General features: G+C 65.3%; 14 protein-coding genes and 1 tRNA gene. 5 read left to right on the forward strand and 10 right to left on the reverse strand.

Features of this window, described 5'->3' with window-relative positions; all coding sequences use genetic code 11:
• The first annotated feature begins 6 nt into the window (after positions 1-6).
• The 5 genes from NCS03_RS19080 to NCS03_RS19100 are packed head-to-tail and all read left to right on the forward strand — an operon-like array spanning position 7 to position 4324.
• A complete protein-coding gene (locus NCS03_RS19080) occupies positions 7-252 on the forward strand; it encodes a 4Fe-4S dicluster domain-containing protein (RefSeq protein WP_008352838.1) in 246 nt (81 codons plus the stop codon).
• Positions 253-269: 17 nt separating this feature from the next.
• A complete protein-coding gene (locus NCS03_RS19085; protein WP_008352837.1) occupies positions 270-1676 on the forward strand; it encodes an ABC transporter substrate-binding protein in 1407 nt (468 codons plus the stop codon).
• Positions 1677-1680: 4 nt separating this feature from the next.
• Entirely contained in the window at positions 1681-2499 is an 819-nt protein-coding gene (locus NCS03_RS19090; RefSeq protein ID WP_502801527.1) for an ABC transporter permease, read from the forward strand.
• Entirely contained in the window at positions 2496-3326 is an 831-nt protein-coding gene (locus NCS03_RS19095; protein ID WP_250436070.1) for an ABC transporter ATP-binding protein, read from the forward strand. Before NCS03_RS19090 ends, NCS03_RS19095 begins: the two co-directional genes overlap by 4 nt.
• Positions 3323-4324: a HEAT repeat domain-containing protein gene (locus NCS03_RS19100; protein ID WP_250458032.1), complete on the forward strand. Its 1002-nt coding sequence runs from the start codon at positions 3323-3325 to the stop codon at positions 4322-4324. Before NCS03_RS19095 ends, NCS03_RS19100 begins: the two co-directional genes overlap by 4 nt.
• Here the strand turns inward: NCS03_RS19100 and NCS03_RS19105 are convergent.
• The 10 genes from NCS03_RS19105 to fdnG form a co-directional block, all read right to left on the reverse strand.
• A complete protein-coding gene (locus NCS03_RS19105; protein ID WP_250436072.1) occupies positions 4290-6089 on the reverse strand; it encodes a RecQ family ATP-dependent DNA helicase in 1800 nt (599 codons plus the stop codon). The genes NCS03_RS19100 and NCS03_RS19105 overlap by 35 nt on opposite strands.
• Positions 6090-6159: 70 nt before the next feature.
• Positions 6160-6255, reverse strand: a tRNA-Sec gene (locus tag NCS03_RS19110).
• A gap of 67 nt (positions 6256-6322) precedes the next feature.
• The gene (locus NCS03_RS19115) at positions 6323-6940 is read right to left on the reverse strand and encodes a DedA family protein (RefSeq protein ID WP_008352832.1); all 618 of its coding nucleotides are present in this window, start codon (positions 6938-6940) and stop codon (positions 6323-6325) included.
• A gap of 22 nt (positions 6941-6962) precedes the next feature.
• Positions 6963-8966, reverse strand: coding sequence for a VTT domain-containing protein (locus tag NCS03_RS19120; protein ID WP_250529600.1), 2004 nt, complete (start codon positions 8964-8966; stop codon positions 6963-6965).
• Positions 8967-8993: 27 nt separating this feature from the next.
• A complete protein-coding gene (gene selB, locus NCS03_RS19125) occupies positions 8994-10901 on the reverse strand; it encodes a selenocysteine-specific translation elongation factor (protein WP_250529580.1) in 1908 nt (635 codons plus the stop codon).
• Entirely contained in the window at positions 10898-12343 is a 1446-nt protein-coding gene (selA, locus tag NCS03_RS19130; RefSeq protein WP_250440740.1) for an L-seryl-tRNA(Sec) selenium transferase, read from the reverse strand. The genes selB and selA overlap by 4 nt, the downstream gene beginning before the upstream one ends.
• Positions 12340-13314: a formate dehydrogenase accessory protein FdhE gene (gene fdhE, locus NCS03_RS19135; protein WP_175979542.1), complete on the reverse strand. Its 975-nt coding sequence runs from the start codon at positions 13312-13314 to the stop codon at positions 12340-12342. Before fdhE ends, selA begins: the two co-directional genes overlap by 4 nt.
• 103 nt (positions 13315-13417) lie before the next feature.
• Positions 13418-14068 carry a formate dehydrogenase subunit gamma gene (locus NCS03_RS19140; protein ID WP_008352824.1) on the reverse strand — a complete coding sequence of 217 codons (651 nt, stop codon included), beginning with the start codon at positions 14066-14068 and terminating at the stop codon, positions 13418-13420.
• A complete protein-coding gene (fdxH, locus tag NCS03_RS19145) occupies positions 14055-14999 on the reverse strand; it encodes a formate dehydrogenase subunit beta (RefSeq protein ID WP_008352823.1) in 945 nt (314 codons plus the stop codon). The genes NCS03_RS19140 and fdxH overlap by 14 nt, the downstream gene beginning before the upstream one ends.
• Positions 15000-15009: 10 nt before the next feature.
• The gene (fdnG, locus tag NCS03_RS19150; protein ID WP_144403755.1) at positions 15010-18078 is read right to left on the reverse strand and encodes a formate dehydrogenase-N subunit alpha; all 3069 of its coding nucleotides are present in this window, start codon (positions 18076-18078) and stop codon (positions 15010-15012) included.
• Between the last annotated feature and the right edge of the window lie 20 nt (positions 18079-18098).

Consider the following 18098-nt stretch of genomic DNA (forward strand, 5'->3'; position numbering starts at 1 on the left):
GAGAACATGGCACTCGTGCCCCGCGAAGCGCGCCAGCGCTCGAGTCTTCCCGTGATGATCGACGAAGACAAGTGCATCGCCGACAAGGGTTGCACGGTCTGCATCGATGTCTGTCCGATGGACCTGCTCGCAATCGATCCCGACACCGGCAAAGCCTTCATGAAGTTCGACGAATGCTGGTACTGCATGCCCTGCGAACGCGATTGCCCGACCAATGCCGTGCATGTCGACATTCCCTATCTTCTTCGATGATGACGAGGACTCGCTTCATGAAACGAACGCTATCCATCGCGCTTGCAGTCGCCTTGTTCGCGGGCGCTGCGCATGCGGAAACGATCCGCGTCGCTATCGGCACGCAGGACACGACGATCAATACCGCAGCCGGCGGCGCATTGATCCGCGAACTGCATCTGCTCGAAAAGTACTTGCCGCACGATGGCAAATACAAGGACGCGCAATACGACGTTCAATGGAAGAACTTCACGAGCGGCGCGCCGATCACGAACGAGATGGTCGCGGGCAAGCTCGATTTCGGCTCGATGGCGGATTTCCCCGGCGTGCTGAACGGCGTCGCGAATCAGAAGGCCGGCAAGAGCAGCATCTTCATCAGCGTGTTGTCGGGCAGCGTGCGCGGCAGCGGCAACGGCATCGTCGTGCCGACGGATTCGCCCGCGCAGTCCATCGCCGATCTGAAGGGCAAGACGATCACCGTTCCGTTCGCATCGACCGCGCACGGCATGTTGCTGCGCGCGGTCGCGGCGCAAGGATGGGACCCGGAGCGCGATGTGAATATCGTCACGCAGGCGCCCGAAGTCGCCGGACCCGCATTGCAGACGCGCAAGATCGACGCGCACGCGGACTTCGTGCCCTTCGCGGAGCTGTTTCCGTATCGCGGTTTCGCGCGCAAGATCTACGACGGCTCGCAGGCGGGATCGCCTACGCTGCACGGCACGCTCGTCGAAAAGGACTATGCGCAGAAGTATCCGGAGATTGTCGTCGCGTACTTGCGTGCCGCGATCGAAGCGAATCGTCTGCTCACGGCGGAACCCGAGAAGTACAGCGAGCTGATTGCGAAGGTGACGGGCATCGAGCCTGAAGTCGACTATCTCTTTCACGGTCCGCTCGGCTTGCAGACGCGCGATCTCACGTGGAAGCCCGAGTATCGCAAGGCCGTGCAGACATCGTTCGATACGCTCAAGCTGCTCAAGCGTGCCGACGGCGATCTGAACGCCAATAGCTTCATCGACGATAGTTACTTGCGCGCCGCATTCAAGGCCGAGCATCTCGACTACGAAGCGGCACTGAAGAACTATGCGCCGACGCCGCTCGTCGCGAACGATGCGCTGACGGGCAAGCCCATCGCAAAGACGGATCGCGTCGCGCAGATCTGGGTGCGCGGCGAGCCGAAGGTGCGCAGCTATGCGTCGCCGGAAGAAGCGGTGCGCGAGCTCGGCACGCTCGAACGCGATGGCAAACAGGTGCGCGCGTTCTATGCGCAGGATCGTGAGAGCGGCATCAAGCTGCTCGGCAATCAGGCATGGTTCGCGAAGACAGGCGACGGCCAGTTGAACGCGTTCCTGCTGAAGGATCGCGCCGAGGCCTGGGCGAACGCGCACGGCGGACAAGTGCTCGACTTCGCCGCCGCGCGCCAGCCGACCGCGCTCGCCAACCGATGAGGCCATGATGGCGACGCTCGCATACTTCGCTCCTTCGTTGCTGCGTTCACGCGGCGCGCGCGCCGGCGTGCAGTGGGCGTCGCTCGCGCTGTGCATCGCGTTATGGCATCTGGCGACGACGCATCGCTGGAACCTCGGCATCGTCACGTTCGAGAATGTCCCGACGCCCGCCGATACGCTCGCGGCCATCATCGATCTCGCGCATTCGCCCAAGCTCGTGGCCCATCTCACGAGCAGCGTGGGACGCATCGCGGCGGGTTATGTCGCGGCGGCGGCGAGCGGCGTGGTGCTCGGAATCGCCATCGGCCGCTCGCAATGGTCGCGCCTCGCGTTGCTCACGCCGCTCGAAGTATTGCGGCCGATTCCCGCCGTCGCGTGGATTCCGCTCGCGATCCTGATGTTTCCTTCCTCCGAAATGTCGATGATCTTCATCACCTTCACCGGCGCATTCTTTCCGATCCTGCTCGGCACGATACACGGCGTCGAAGGCGTGGAGCCACGGCTCGTGTCGTCGGCGCGCAGTCTCGGCGCGGGCAATCGCGTGATCCTGCGCGAAGTGATCCTGCCGGGCGCGGCGCCCGCGATCGTCACCGGCCTTGCCATCGGCATGGGCACGTCGTGGTTCTGCCTCGTCACCGCCGAGATGATCTCGGGGCAATACGGCATCGGCTATTACACATGGCAGTCGTACACGGTGCAGCGTTATCCCGATGTCGTCGTCGGCATGTTGCTGATCGGCCTGCTCGGCATGGGCAGCAGCGCGCTCGTGCGCGTCGCGGGCACGCGGCTCACGCCGTGGCTCGCCGCAGGGAGGATTCGATGAGCGCGGGCCGCATCCAACTCGAAGCGCTCGGCATTGCGTTGGGCGACGGCGCGAGCGCATTCACCGCCGTGCGCGATGTGAACGCGGTCATCGAGCCGGGCGAATTCGTCTGCATACTCGGGCCGTCGGGCTGCGGCAAGTCGACCTTGCTTGCCGCGCTCGCGGGACATGTCGCGCCGAACGCGGGCCGCGCGACGCTCGATGGCAAGCTCATCGAAGGACCGCATCCCGAGCGCGGCATGGTGTTTCAGCAGCACACGCTGCTGCCGTGGCGCAAGACGCTCGATAACGTTGCGTTCGGACTGAAGATGCGCGGCGTGAAGAAACGCGAGCGGCATCTGCGCGCGCGGGCGTTGCTCGATCGCGTCGGGCTGGGCGCGTTCGCGGAGCGCTATCCCGCGCAGCTTTCGGGCGGCATGCAGCAACGCGCGGAGATCGCGCGCGCGATGCTCAACGAGCCGCGCGTGCTGCTGATGGACGAACCCTTCGGCGCGCTCGATGCACAGACGCGCGCATCGATGCAGGCGCTTCTGCTCGATGTATGGAGCGAGCGCCGTCCGACGGTCGTGTTCGTCACGCACGACATCGACGAAGCGCTCTTTCTCGCTGATCGCGTTCTCGTGATGAGCCATAGCCCGGGCACGGTGCTCGAAGAACTGCGCGTGCCGTTTGCGCGTCCGCGTGAACGCGAGCTCGTCACGGAAGCCGGATTCGTCGCGTTGAAGCGTCGTTGTCTCGCGTTGCTTCGTTATCCGCTTGCGAGTCCGATGGCCGCATCGAACGACGCGCCCGCGCGCATCGACATATCACACTCCGTTCTCTCATGACGCACACCAATCCACTTTTCGATACCGTCACCGACGCCGCCCTCGCCGCGCGCTTCAACGATGCCGATGCCGCCGTGCGCCGTCTCGCCGTGCTCGAAGCCGCCGACCTCGAAGACGAAGCCTGGCTGCCCCTGCTCGCCGATGCCTTGCGCCACGACACGGATGCCGACGTGCGTCGCACCGCGGCGCAACGTCTCGGCGCGTGGGAAACGGACGAAGCAGTCGATGCGCTATGCGCCGCGCTCGACGACGCCGATACCGATACGCGCGAAGCCGCCGCCGACAGTCTCGCTGCGTTGAAAGATCCCGTCGCGGGCGAACGCCTGCTGCCGCATCTCGCCGATGCCGATACCGATGCCGACGCGTTCAAGCGCGCGGCCCTTTTGCGCGCGTTGCGCGAATTGCGCTTGCCGAGCGCGGCCGGACCTGCGCTTGCGGCGCTAGCGAATGCGTCGCCGTTCGTGAGGCGCGAGGCCATCGGCGTGCTGGGCTGGCTGCGTCATGTGGATGCGCTGCCGCAGTTGAAGCACATCGCGCGCACCGATGCTTCGACGGAGGTGCGTCACGCTGCCGTCGGCGCATTGGGCTTCGCCACCGACGACGGCGTGATCGAAACGTTGATCCACGCGCTCTCCGATCGAGCGTGGCGCGTGCGTGAGGAAGCCGCCGCGACGCTCGGCAAGCTGCGTCTCGTCGCCGCGCGCAATGCATTGGAAAACGCCCTCTCCGACGACTATTGGCAAGTCACGTTGCAGGCGACACGCGCGCTCGGACGTTTGCGCGATGTCGCAAGCACGCATGCCGTGTCGGAACTGCTGACGTTTCCGATCAGCAACGTGCGCAAGGAGGCCGCGCTTTCACTGGGCGAACTCGGCGATACGCATGCGCTCGCCGTGCTCGAAGCCGCACTCGACGACGGCGATCCGGAAGTGCGCAAGGCCGCGCGCATCGCGATTGCGCAAATCAGCGAGCGGCACGCTTCACGTAGCGCGCGATGAAGGTGCGCGTCTCGTCATCGGGAAAGCGCACGGCGACGCGCTCGCCGCTGATCATTTCGACAATGCCTTCGCCATAACGACGCACTTTCACGCGCTCGCCCGGCGCGAACGCCTTCGTCTTGCGATCGGCTTGCTCTTCTTCTTTGGCGCGCATCTGTTCGCGCACTTCGCGCGGGCTCTCGATCACCTCCGGCGGATGCACGCAGTTATCGCACACGCCGCAGTGGCCGCCGTCGAGTTCGTCGTCGGGCGCGCGGTAATGCACATCGCTCGCGCGCAGCGGCGCGGACGTGCGCGCGTCGTTCATGTCGTCGGCGAAGTAGTCGAGCAGCATGCGCCAGCGGCACTGCGCGCTCTGCGCATACGCGATCATGCGCTCGAGCACCGCGCGATCGCGTTCGCTGCGCGCCGCGTATTCCTGCGACGCCCCTTCGAGCTTCGCGATGGCCGCATCGTCGTCGACGAGCTTCATGCCGCCGCGCCGCGTGCGACGCGTCACGCCGAGATCGTTGAGCAGCGCCGCCGCCACGCGCAGCTTGTTCGCGCCGATGTTCGGCAACGCTTCGCGCAGACGCGCAAGCGGCTTGTCGAGCGTGCGGGCGGCATCGTCGCTCGCGAGTTCGCGCACTTTCTCCGCGACGCGCGCAATCATCTCCGCGCTCGGATATCGGCCGCTCATGAAGAACTGCTGCACCTGCTTGTCCTTCATTTCGAACAACAGCGTGCAACGCGCGGTCTCGCCGTCGCGGCCGGCGCGCCCCGCTTCCTGATAGTACGCATCGAGACTGCCGGGCATCTGCGCGTGAATGACGAAGCGGATGTCGGGCTTGTCGATGCCCATGCCGAACGCATTGGTCGCGACCATCACGCGCGCGCGGTTCTCCATGAACGCGTCCTGCGATGACGAGCGCGCGCCCGACGACAGCTTGCCGTGATAGCGCTCGGCCTCGACACCCGCATCGACGAGCGCGGCATGCAGCGCCTCGCATTCCGCGACCGTCGCGCAATAGACGATGCCGCTCCCCGCTTCGCCCGTCGCGATCTCGATCGCGCGCCGGCGCCGGTCATCCGGGTTCGTGAGTTGTTCGACGCTGAAATGCAGGTTGTCGCGAAAGACGCCCGTATGGATGACGTTCGCGCGCTTCATCTCCAGTTCGCGCACGATATCGACGATGACGGCGGGCGTCGCCGTCGCGGTGAGCGCGAGCACGGGCGGACGGCCGAGCGTCTTGATCGCGTGGATCAGTTCGACATATGCCGGCCGGAAATCGTGGCCCCATTGCGATATGCAATGCGCCTCGTCGATGACGGCAAGCGCGATCGGCGGCATGTCCTTCGCGGTGAGTTCGGCGGTGAATTCGGCATCGACGAGACGCTCGGGCGTGACGAAGAGCATGCGGATTTCGTGTCGCGCGATGGCCTGCATCGCGTCGCGCTGTTCACTCGCGGAGAGCGTGCTGTTGAGCATGGCGGTCGCAATGCCCGCTTCGACCAGCTTCGTGAGCTGATCGCGCATCAGCGAAATCAGCGGCGATACGATGACCGTCATGCCATCGAATTGCAGCGCGGGCAATTGATAGCACAGCGACTTGCCCGCGCCGGTGGGCATGACGGCGAGCGTGTCGTTGCCGTCGAGCACGCTGCGAATCACGTCTTCTTGTCCGGGACGCAAGTTCGGAAAGCCGAAGACTTTGCGCAGCGCGGTTTCGAGTTCGCGATCGAGCGGCTTGCGCGATTGCGTGTGGATGTCGGCTCTGTCGTTCATTCGAAGGTAACGCGGATCGTGGATGCGCAATGACATCCGCAATTGGCGTTCCTTGCGAGACAGGCTTGCTTGGCGGAAGGCAGCCGGAGTCGAACCGACCTGGGAATGTCTGACATCCCCAACCGGGTTTGAAGCCCGGCCGCACCACCGGATACGGATGCCTTCCTTTGAAAACCACGGCGCTGCACGTCCGATCGAATTTCGACCGGGCGTCCGATTATAACGGCGCGTTCTCAGCCGTTGCCATCGCGCGAGCGCGGCTGTCGCCGCCGCATCAGCCGATAAACGCAATAGACGAGCGCCGCCGCGACGAGCACATCCACCACCGTCGCGCCATGCGATTCCAGTTCGAGCACGGCGACATGCAGTTGCCGCTCGAAAAGCGCGCCGCCCAATACCCAGAACGACGCCCACGCGGCAATTCCAGCCGTATCCCAGAAGAAGAACGCGAGCGCGGCGATGTGCGTCGTGCCCATCAGCGGCGGCGTGACGAGACCGAGACCCGGCACGAACTTCGATACCGCGACGATCGGCGCGCCATGACGCTCGAACAGTTCGCCGGTCGTACGCATCCCGCTGTCGACCGCATACGATCTGCGCGAGAGCGCCGCGACGAGCCGACGTCCGTAGATGCGCCCCGCCGAGAACCACACGCTGTCGCCGAGCAACGCGCCGCACAGCGCCGCGAACAGCACATGCGCGAACGAGAGGCGTCCGCTCGCCACGGCCGAGCCCGCGAACACGAGCAAAGGCGCGGACGGCAGCGGCACGCCGAGGCGCGTCAGCAGAACGTTCGCGAAGACGGCAGCGCCGCCCCATTGCACGATCGCCGACGGAGGAATCTGGATCAACCGGCACCTCTCGATCGCAACATCATTCGGACCTCGACTCGACGAGCATCACCGGCACGTTGCCGCACCCCGCGCTGCTCGCAATTTCGATACCGCGCCAGGGCGTGCCCTCGCCATGATCGAAGGCCATCGGATCGACGCGCCGGTCCGGGCGCAGCACGTTGAACGGCCACGACGGACGGCGCAGGCGCTCGTGCACGACCGAGCCGAGCCAGATCGGCGCAGGCGGCGCGCCTGCGTCCTGGCGCACTTCGTAATGCGTGGGCCAGAAGCGCAGCACGTCGCGCTCGTCGGCGCCGCGCACGGAACGCGCGAACACGAGCTTCGACGGCTCGCCGTTGTTCAGGCGCGGCAACGCGGGCAACGCGATGGCGGGCGCATTCGGCAACACCACCGACATCACGCTCTTCAGGCTCACGTGCGACACCTCCGTCCAGCCGCGCGATGCCAGTTGCGCGCGAATCTGCTCGGGCGTCGCCGCCCATTGCACGGTGATCGGCTCGCGACGATCGCCCTCCATGCTCGCTCGATAACAGGAAAACGTGCGCCATACCGAATCGGTCCACTGAATCGGCGTAATGACGACGGTCGATGGCACGACGCTGTGCGCCTCCGTTTCATCGCTCGTTTGCAGCGCAACGCTCGCGCAGATCACGGCAAGCACGGCGACCGGCATCAGCGGCCGCGGCGGCGGCTTGCCGGGATTGCGCCATACCGCCGTGAGCGCGATCAGGAAGACCCAGACGGCGGCGAGCGCCGCGCTGCCGAGCGCATCGGAGATGGTGAAGCGGCCAAAGTACAGCCCCGCCAGACCGACCGCCGTCACGATGGCCGAGGTCGCCGTCGCGATGAACACGCCCGTCAGGATGCCCACGCGCCGCAGCAGCAGGAACGCGAGAAAGCCGTAGATCACGACCGTCGCCGCGACGTCGCTGTTCGGAAAGCGATGCTCCGACGGCGCGAACGAAACGAGCGCCGGCTCGTGCGCGGTGAAGCGGATCGCCGCGACGAGCAATTGCGAAAACGCCACGGCCACGACCCAGTACGTGACCGTGCGCCAACGCCGTTCGAAGCTCATCCACACGATGACCGTCGCGCCGAGCGCGAGCAGCGTCTGCGTGCTGCCGAGCGTCGCGGCGACATCGAGGATCGAATCGGTCCAGGTCGACTGGAACGATTGCAGCAGCCGGTAAATCGACACATCGACCTGAACGATCGACGCGCCGCGCGCCACGTTCGCGAGCACCGAGAAAAAGAGGATCGCGGACGCGAGCAGCAGCACCGAGATCATGACGATGAGGCCCGTCGCCGGATTGCCCGGATCGAGCGCGCGCGAGACGAGCCGCGCGGGCAGGCCGTTGCCCTTCCGCGCCCAGGAGAGCAGCGCGTCGCGCGACGCGATGGTCCAGCGCATCGCGTGCGAAACGATCACGCGCGCGAGATTGAACACGATCCACGCTAGCGCCGCGACGAGAATCAGAATCACGACGAGCCGGATCGACACCGCGCCCGCCAGTTCGATCGACGCGCCGAACACGACGCCCGGCAGGATATGCGTCGGCGCCCAGATGAGCGCGCTCAGTATGTTGACGACGAGAAAGCGCGCCGGCGTCATGCCGGTCAGGCCCGCGACGACCGGCACGACCGCGCGCATCGGCGCGACGAAGCGCGCGAGCACGACGCTCTTCGCGCCGTGCTTGTCGAAATACTTCTTGCCGGCGACGAGCGCGCCCGGATGCGAGCGGAACGGCCACATCTGCGCGATGCGGTCCGCGTAGTGCTGGCCGAACCAGAAACTCGCGGCGTCTCCGGCAATGGCGCCCGCGATCGCGCAGACGAATACCCAGCCGAGATTCAGCGCGCCCGCGCCGACGAGCGCGCCCGCGATGAACATGGCCGTGCTGCCCGGCACGAACGTACCGATGAACGCGACCGATTCGAGAAACGACGCGAGCAGCACGACCGCGAGCGCCCACTCGGGGTGGCTCGACATGACATGCAGCAGCCTGAAGTAGAGATGCTCCATCGTGATGGAAGGACGAGCGCGCAATCGTCAGACGGACTCGTGCCAGCGGCTATCGGCGCGCAAGAGGTGCAGGTCGCGGTGGAATCGAGTGTACCCAACCCGGTCGAAGAACTCCAAAATCTGTATCGCGCGCTTGCGGCCGAGCGCGCTCGCATCGCGGAAAGCGGCCGCACCGACCGCGCCGCCCTGCGTTTGCGCCGATTGCGCGACGAGTTGCGCCAGCGCGCCGATCGACGCGCGGCAATAAAACAGATCGCGCACCACCTGATACACGTCGCCGCGGCGCGCGAGCTTCCTGAGCAGCCTGCGCATCTCGTCCTCGCCGACGCCCTGCGCCTTCGCCAGATCGCGCACCCAGGGCGGATCGAAACGCCCTTCTTCGAGCGATGCGAGCACCGCGCGAGCGAGCGCTTCCTCGTTGTCGTCGAGCGTCACCGCATGCGACGGCAGATGCAGCCACGGCCCGCTCTTCGCGATCGCGCAGCTCGTCACCGCATCGTCGACGAGCGCGCGCCACAGCGCGTCCGGCGCGAGCGGCGCGGCCATGCGGCGCAGACGGGCGGCGTCGGGGCCTTGCTCGTCGGGAAAGCGTTCGTGGAAAGCGGCGAGCGCATCGAGCAGGCGCGCCTTGAGCGTATCCCAGTGACGCGCCGCGATGTAGAGCATGTCATCGTGCGTGGGCACGGCGCGCACGCCTTCGGGCGACAGGCCGCGCCCGTACAAATGCTCGACAAGCGAGCGCGGCAAGCCATACGGCGCTTCGTCGAAAAGCGCATCGGCGCGACCGGTATCCAGCATCGCGACGAGCGCATCGAGCCACGCGCGGCGCGCCGGCGTGCGGCGCTTGCGCGCGGGCGCGAACGGATCGAGCACGCGCCCGCCGCCGACCGTCCGGTTCGCCTGCGCGCTGCGCACGATGAAGCGATCGCCGGGCAGCGCGCAAACGGGTTGATCGAAGACGAGCTGCACGCGCGCCGTGTTTCCCCCAGCGAGCGTATCCGCTTCGAGCAGCGCCACATGCGCGACGCGATGCGTCGTGCCGAGATGCACATGCAGGGGCGCCCAATGTGTGAGCGTGAGTTGCGCATCGCCGAGCAAGCTCAGTTCGACATCGAGCCGTTCGGATGCCCGCGCGAGCCGCGCATCCACGATCCAGTCGCCGCGTGCGAGCGCATCCTTGTCGATGCCCGCGAGATTGAGCGCGCAGCGCTCGCCCGCACGGCCCGTCTCTGCGGCGCGATTCTGCGCGTGAATGCTGCGCGCGCGCACGGGCTCGCCGCCGGATTCGCGCGGCGCGAGCGCCAGCATGTCGCCGACGTTCACGCGGCCCGCGAACACCGTGCCCGTCGCGATCGTGCCCTGCCCCGTCAGCGTGAACACGCGATCGACCGCGAGCCGGAAGAAGCCATCGTCGCGGCGCGTGCGCCAGTGCGCGGCGGCATCGTGAAGATACGCTCGCAACGAAGCGACGCCCGCGTCATCGTCTTGAGTCGCATCGGTGTCGAACAAGGGCGCACCGTGCAACGGGCCGCGCGCGAGCAACGCCGCGATTTCGGCGTGCACGTCGCGCACGCGCGATGCCTCCACGCGATCGCACTTCGTCACCGCGACCGCGCCGCGCGTCACGCCGAGCAGTTCGAGGATCGCGAGATGTTCGCGCGTTTGCGGCATCACGCCGTCGTCGGCGGCGATCACGAGCAAGGCGAAGTCGATGCCGCACGCGCCCGCCGCCATCGTGTGCACGAGTTTCTCGTGTCCGGGCACGTCGATGAAGCCGAGCACGCCGCCGTCGTCCAAAGGCACGTACGCGTAGCCGAGTTCGATCGAGATGCCGCGCGCCTTCTCTTCCTTCAGCCGGTCGGTGTCCACGCCCGAGAGCGCGCGCACGAGCGTCGTCTTGCCATGATCGATATGCCCCGCCGTGCCGACGATCATTCGCGTGCGTCCTCGCCTGCATCCAACTGCGCGATGAACGCGGCTTCATCGGTTTCTTCGAGACAGCGCAGATCGAGACGCAGCGCGCCATCCGCGATGCGCCCGATGACCGGACGCGGCAACTCGCGCAGCCGCTTCTCGATGCGATTGAGTTGCCCGCCCGCGCGTTTGCCGCTCGCGAGGCGCACCGCGAGGCCGTAGCTCGGCAGCACGTCGACGGGCAATGCGCCGCTGCCGATCTGGCTGAACATCGGTTCGGCGCTGACAGTGAAGGCATCGCCGATCATGCGCTGCAACGCAGGTTCGATGCGTTCGGCGGCGAGGCGCATTGCGTCGGCGGGACGCGTGAGCAGACGCAATGTCGTGAGACGCTCGGCCAGCGTTTCAGGCGCGCGATAGAGACGCAGCACGGCTTCGAGCGCCGCGAGCGTGAGCTTGCCGACGCGCAATGCGCGCTTGAGCGGATGCTTCTTGATCTTCGCGATGAGATCCGCGCGCCCGACGATCAGGCCCGCTTGCGGCCCGCCCAACAGCTTGTCGCCGCTGAACGTGACGAGATCCGCGCCTGCCGCGACCGTCTCGCGCACGGTCGCTTCGCGCGGCAAGCCCCATTGCGCGAGATCGACCAGCGTGCCGCTGCCGAGATCGACCGCGACCGGCAAGTTCCGCGCTTTCGCGAGCGGCGCGAGTTCGGCGAGCGTGACTTCCTTCGTGAAGCCGCTCACGGCGTAGTTGCTGCAATGCACCTTCATCAGGAGCGCGGTCTTCGCGTTGATCGCTTCGTCGTAGTCTTTCAGATGCGTGCGATTCGTCGTCCCGACTTCGCGCAGCTTCGCGCCCGCACGATTCATGATGTCGGGAATGCGGAACGCGCCGCCGATCTCGACGAGTTCGCCGCGCGACACGATCACTTCCTTGCGCGATGCGAGCGCGGAAAGCGTCAGCAGCACGGCCGCCGCGTTGTTGTTGACGACGGTCGCGGCTTCGGCGCCCGTCAGCTCGCAGATGAGGCCGTTGATGAGATCGTCGCGATCGCCGCGCGCGCCGGTGTCGAGATCGAACTCGAGATTCGCCGGACGCGTGAGCACTTCGGCGACCGCGCGCACCGCTTCGTCGGGCAGCAGCGCGCGGCCGAGATTCGTATGCAGCACCGTGCCCGTCAGGTTGAAGACGCTGCGCACGTTGCTGCGCGCGCGTTTCGCGAGCCGCGCGTCGACGGCGAGCGCGAGTTGCGCATCGCTCAGTGCATCGACGGACGCGCGGCCCGCTTGCGCATCGGCGCGCCATGCATCGAGCGTCGCGCGCAATGCGGCGAGCGCCTGCGTGCGGCCGTACGTGGCGATCACCGCCTCGAACTCCGCCGATGCCAGCACGCGCTCGACCGATGGCACGCGAGCCATCAATGCGCGCAACTCGCCGCCGTCGCCTGTGACATCGCTCATCGATCGCCTTCCTGTTGTTCGGGCCAGAGCCACGGATGCGGCGCCGCGCGCCGAAAACCCGCATCGCCCATCAGGAGATCGAGCGTGAGGCTCGCGAGATCGTCGGCGTAAGGTTCGAAGTCGTAAGCCTTCTCCTGATAGCCGATCTTGCGATACGTGCCGCATTCGTCGCACGATTCCGCCTTGAGCGGCGCGCTTGTCGCCTTCGCCGTTTTTTCTTCCTCGGGTTCGTCGCCCGTACCCATCACGTGATACGCGATGCCTTTGGTCGAATCGCAGTTCGTGCATTTCGCGCGGACTACGTGAAGCTCCGTCGCGCACAGTCCGCATTGCACGTAGCGATAACCTTCATACGCGCCGCCCACGCGCACGATGCTCGCGACCGGCACCGAGCCGCAGACGGGACATACGCCGGGCGTGTCGAGATACGGCACGTCCCGCATGTCGATGCGGCTGGCGAGATCGGTCCACACGACTTGCAGCGCGGCCGCGATGAGGGGCGCGGCGGCCGGATCGATTTCGGCGAAGCGCAGCGCGAGGATCGCGTCGGCTTGGGCGTCGAGCGCGGCGGCGTCGAGCGCGCGCAGACGGGCGACGAGTTGCGCGAGCGCGGGCGTTAGCGCGCCGGCGGCTTCGATGCCGTCGAGCAGCATGAAGAGTACGTCGCGCCACGCGGGATCGCGGTCATCCGTGAGCGCGGGAACGATCGGCATCGAATGACGCTGATTCAGTTCGATGGACTCGCGCGAGGGCATCGGCGCATTGAAATGCGCGAGCACGCGCTGCTGGGCGTCGGCGAGCGCGGCCATCAGGCGCAGATAACCGGAGATGGGATTGCTTGCGTCGGCGAGTTGCCGAAGACGTGCGGCGCGCGTGGCGAATATCGTCGCGCGCTCCGGCATGCGCAAACGCGGAATGGCCGACGGATCGAGCGATTCGATTCGCGAGGCTTCGACTATGCGTTGGACCACGGAAGGTTTCCTCGCGGGGTGAACGGTCGACCGAGCATATCAGCAAAACGGATATGAAATGGACCGCACCCCGCACGTATTGGCCCAACGTCGCGCCGGATTTCTACTTCCCGATCATCTCCCTGAACCACCGCGGATGATGCTTGCGCGCCCATCCATACGTGACAGTGCCGCGCGTCATCGCGCCGATCGAACCCTTCACCCAAAGCGCCGCATAGATATGCACGATGATCGACACGATCAGCACGAACGCCGTCGCCGCGTGCACGACGGATGCAAGACGAATCACGGTAATCGGGAAATAGAACGCGAAGTATCTGCGCCAGATCACGATGCCGCTCACGAGCAGCAACACGAGACTCGCCACCATCACGAAGAACAACAGCTTTTGCCCGGCGTTGTACTTGCCGATCTCAGGCAGGCGATCCTCGCGATTGGTGAGCACGTCGTTCATCTGCTTCATCCACTGGACGTCGTTCTTGTCCAGATAGTTGTGATGCCAGAAGCGCAGCGCAAGGATCATGAAGGAGATGAACATCACGCAGCCGACGAACGGATGCAGGATGCGCGTCCATTGCCCGCCGCCGAACACGGCATAGAGCCATGCCATCGACGGATGAAACATCGCGAGTCCGGACAGCGCGAGCAGCACGAAGGTGATCGCGGTGATCCAGTGATTCGTGCGCTCGTTCGGCGTGTAGCGCACGATCAGCCGATGGCCCTTCACGTCACGCAGTTCGCTATCGTGTTTCATCTGTACGCTCCTGTCCGCCTTCACGCCGACGCTGCACTTCTTCCGCTTCGCGATGCGCTTCGAGTTCGTCTTCCTCGCTGACTTCGTTCGGCCCGACGCGCGTGTAATGGAAGAAGCCCGCAAACGCCGCCAACGCGATGCCGATCATCGCGAGCGGCTTCGTCACGCCCTTCCATATCGACACGAGCGGACTGATGTGCGGATCCTTCGCGAGCCCGTGATACAGCTCCGGCTGATCCGCGTGATGCAGCACGTACATCACATGCGTGCCACCCACGCCCGCCGGATCGTAGAGGCCCGCGTTAGCAAAGCCGCGCTCCTTCAGATCCTCGACGCGATCGGCCGCCTGCTGCTGCATGTCGACCTTGGTGCCGAACATGATCGCGCCGGTCGGGCACGTCTTCACGCACGCGGGCTCCTGCCCGACCGCGACGCGATCCGAACATAGCGTGCACTTGTACACGCGATGATCTTCCTTCGAAAGCCGCGGAATATTGAACGGGCAGCCGGTAATGCAATAGCCGCAGCCGATGCAGTTCTCCTCGTGAAAATCCACGATGCCGTTCGTGTACTGAATGATCGCGCCCGGCGAAGGACACGCCTTCAGGCAACCCGGATCCTCGCAATGCATGCAGCCGTCCTTGCGGATCAGCCATTCGAGATCGCCCTTCGGATTCTCGTATTCGGTGAAGCGCATCACCGTCCACGAATGCTCCGTCAGGTCGCGCGGATTGTCGTAGATGCCGGTCGTGTGACCGATATCGTCGCGCAGGTCGTTCCACTCCATGCACGCCGTCTGACACGCCTTGCAGCCGATGCACTTCGACACGTCGATGAGCTTCGCCACCGTGCCCGTCACCGGCTCGCGTATTTGCGTCTGCGGCACGGTCGTCGCGGAGAGACGCTTGATATCGAGCGATTGCAGAGCCATCTCGTCCTCCCTATGCCTTCTCGACCTTCACGAGGAACGACTTGAACTCGGGTGTCTGCGAGTTCCCGTCGCCCACGGAAGGCGTGAGCGTGTTGACGAGATAGCCCGGCTGCGTGAGGCCCTTGAAGCCCCAGTGCAGCGGCAGGCCGACGGTGTGCACCTTCTTGCCCTCCACAGTCAGTGGTTTGATGCGCTTCGTGACGAGTGCCACCGCGACGACATGCCCGCGATTGCTCGACACCTTCACGCGATCCCCCGCGACGACGCCGACTTCCTTCGCATGCTCCTCGCCGATCTCCACGAACTGCTGCGGCTGCACGATCGCGTTGAGCCGCGCGTGCTTGGTCCAGTAGTGGAAGTGCTCGGTGAGGCGATACGTGGTCGCGGTGTCCGGGAACTTGTCGGCGGTGCCGAACGCGGCGCGATCGTCGGGGAAGACGCGCGCGGCCGGATTGCTCGTCACCGCCTTGTTGTCGGGGAAGAACGGGTTATGGCCGAGCGGCGTCTCGAACGGCTCATAGTGCGCGGGGAACGGGCCTTCGTTCATGCCGTCGCGTGCGAAGAATCGCGCCACGCCCTCCGGATTCATGATGAACGGACTCATGCCCTTGTCCGGCGGTTCGTCGACCTTGAAGTCGGGGACATCCGGACCGCCCCACGCGCGCCCGTTCCACGCGACGAGCTTTCTCGACGGATCGAACGGCTTGCCGTTCACATCGCACGATGCGCGGTTGTACAGCACACGCCGATTCGCCGGCCACGCCCACGCCCAGCCGAGCGTCTGCCCGATGCCCGTCGGATCGGAGTTGTCGCGCCGGCCCATCTGGTTGCCCGCCTGCGTCCACGATCCGCAGAAGATCCAGCATCCGCTGGCGGTCGAGCCGTCGTCGCGCAGTTGCGCGAAGCTCGCCAGTTGTTCGCCGCGTTTGGCGAGGACCTTCGTCTGATCGGTCGGATCGGTGACGTCGGCGAGCGCGCGGCCGTTGAACTCCATCGCGATTTCCTCCGGCGTCGGGCTTTCCGGGTCCGCGTACGGCCACGTCATCTTCAGGATCGGATCGGGATATTTGCCGCCCTTCTCCTGATATGCCTTGCGCATGCGCAGCCACAATCCCGACATGATCTCGAGATCGCTTCGCGCTTCGCCCGGCGGCGTCGTGCCCTGCCAGTGCCATTGCAATACGCGCGACGAACTGACGAGCGAGCCGCGCTCTTCGGCGAAGCAACTCGTCGGCAGACGGAACACTTCGGTCTGAATCTTCGACGAATCGACATCGTTGAATTCGCCGTGATTCTTCCAGAACTCCGACGTCTCGGTCGCGAGCGGATCCATGATGACGAGCCATTTCAGCTTCGACAGGCCGAGCCCGATCTTCGCCTTGTTCGGCGCCGCCGCAAGCGGATTGAAGCCCTGGCAGATGTAGCCGTTCATCTTGCCCTGCGCCATCAGCTCGAAGACCTGCAGCATGTCGTAGGACTTGTCGAGCTTCGGCAGCATGTCATAGCCGAAGTTGTTGTCGGCCGTCGCGTTATCGCCCCACCACGACTTCATGAAGCTCACGTAAAACGCCCGATAGTTCTTCCAGTAGCTCAGTTGATTCGGCCGCAGCGGCTGCGACGCGCGCTTCTTGATGTAGTCCTCGTATTCCTGCTCGCCTTCCATCGGCAAGGTCATGTAGCCGGGCAGCAGATTCGACATCAGGCCGAGATCGGTCAGGCCTTGAATGTTCGAGTGCCCGCGCAGCGCATTCATGCCGCCGCCCGCGATGCCGATATTGCCGAGCAGAAGCTGCACCATCGCGCCCGTGCGAATCATCTGCGCGCCGACCGAGTGATGCGTCCAGCCGAGCGCATAGAGAATCGTGCCGGCGCGATTCGGCGCCGCGGTCGTCGCGAGCATCTCGCAGACCTTGAGGAACTTGTCGGTCGGCGTGCCGCAAACCTTCGTCACCATTTCCGGCGTGTAGGCGGCGTAGTGCTGCTTCAACAGGTTGTAGACGCAGCGCGGATGCTGCAAGGTCGGATCGGTCTTCACATAGCCGTCGTCGCCGCGCTCGTAATCCCAGCTCGTCTTGTCGTACTTGCGATGTTCCGCGTCATAGCCCGAGAACACGCCGTCCTTGAACGCGAAGTCCTCGCGCACGATGAACGACATGTCCGTGTAGTTCTTCACGTACTCGTGCTGGATCTTGTCGTTCGTGAGCAGATAGTTGATGACGCCGCCGAGGAACGCGATGTCCGTGCCGGTGCGAATCGGCGCGTAGAAATCCGCGACCGATGCCGTGCGCGTGAAGCGCGGGTCCACGACGATGAGACGCGCGCGCCGATGCGCCTTCGCCTCCGTCACCCACTTGAAGCCGCACGGATGCGCCTCGGCTGCATTGCCGCCCATCACGAGAATCAGGTCCGTGTTCTTGATGTCGACCCAATGGTTCGTCATCGCTCCACGGCCAAACGTCGGGGCAAGACCTGCCACCGTCGGGCCATGTCAGACACGCGCCTGATTATCGAATGCGAGCATTCCCCAACTGCGCACCGTCTTGTGCGTCAGATAGCCAACTTCGTTGCTTCCCGCCGACGCCGCCAGAAAGCCCGAAGTCAGCCATCGATTGACCGTCTTGCCGTCGGGCGTCTTCTCGACGAAATTCGCATCGCGATCTTCCTTCAACAACTCGGCGATGCGATCGAGCGCCTCTTCCCACGAGATGCGTTTCCACTCGTTCGACCCCGGCGCGCGATGCTCGGGATACGTCAGCCGGCTCGGGCTATGTATGAAGTCGATGAGCGATGCGCCTTTCGGGCAGAGCGTGCCGCGATTGACCGGATGATCCGGATCGCCTTCGATGTGGATGATGCTCGATTTTGCGTTCTTGGCGTTGTCGCCGAGACCGTACATGAGGATGCCGCACCCGACTGAACAGTACGGACAGGTGTTGCGCGTTTCCGTGGTGCGCGACAGTTTGTATTGCCGGACTTCTGCGAGCGCGGGAGCCGGAGAGAAGCCCATTGCCGCCAGGCTCGAACCGGCGAGCGTGCTCGCAGAGACCTTGAGGAACTGTCGCCGTGACATTTGGAGCATGATTGCCCTCGGCGCGTCGT

The sequence above is a fragment of the Caballeronia sp. ATUFL_F1_KS4A genome (assembly GCF_023630905.1).
Lineage (GTDB): Bacteria > Pseudomonadota > Gammaproteobacteria > Burkholderiales > Burkholderiaceae > Caballeronia > Caballeronia zhejiangensis.

What these genes read in the sequence shown, in the direction of transcription:
- NCS03_RS19080 (WP_008352838.1), top strand. Translation starts at nt 7, where the DNA reads ATGGCACTCGTGCCCCGCGAAGCGCGCCAGCGCTCGAGTCTTCCCGTG.
- NCS03_RS19085 (WP_008352837.1), top strand. Translation starts at nt 270, where the DNA reads ATGAAACGAACGCTATCCATCGCGCTTGCAGTCGCCTTGTTCGCGGGC.
- NCS03_RS19090 (WP_502801527.1), top strand. Translation starts at nt 1,681, where the DNA reads ATGATGGCGACGCTCGCATACTTCGCTCCTTCGTTGCTGCGTTCACGC.
- NCS03_RS19095 (WP_250436070.1), top strand. Translation starts at nt 2,496, where the DNA reads ATGAGCGCGGGCCGCATCCAACTCGAAGCGCTCGGCATTGCGTTGGGC.
- NCS03_RS19100 (WP_250458032.1), top strand. Translation starts at nt 3,323, where the DNA reads ATGACGCACACCAATCCACTTTTCGATACCGTCACCGACGCCGCCCTC.
- NCS03_RS19105 (WP_250436072.1), bottom strand. Translation starts at nt 6,089, where the DNA reads ATGAACGACAGAGCCGACATCCACACGCAATCGCGCAAGCCGCTCGAT.
- NCS03_RS19120 (WP_250529600.1), bottom strand. Translation starts at nt 8,966, where the DNA reads ATGGAGCATCTCTACTTCAGGCTGCTGCATGTCATGTCGAGCCACCCC.
- selB (WP_250529580.1), bottom strand. Translation starts at nt 10,901, where the DNA reads ATGATCGTCGGCACGGCGGGGCATATCGATCATGGCAAGACGACGCTC.
- selA (WP_250440740.1), bottom strand. Translation starts at nt 12,343, where the DNA reads ATGAGCGATGTCACAGGCGACGGCGGCGAGTTGCGCGCATTGATGGCT.
- NCS03_RS19140 (WP_008352824.1), bottom strand. Translation starts at nt 14,068, where the DNA reads ATGAAACACGATAGCGAACTGCGTGACGTGAAGGGCCATCGGCTGATC.
- fdxH (WP_008352823.1), bottom strand. Translation starts at nt 14,999, where the DNA reads ATGGCTCTGCAATCGCTCGATATCAAGCGTCTCTCCGCGACGACCGTG.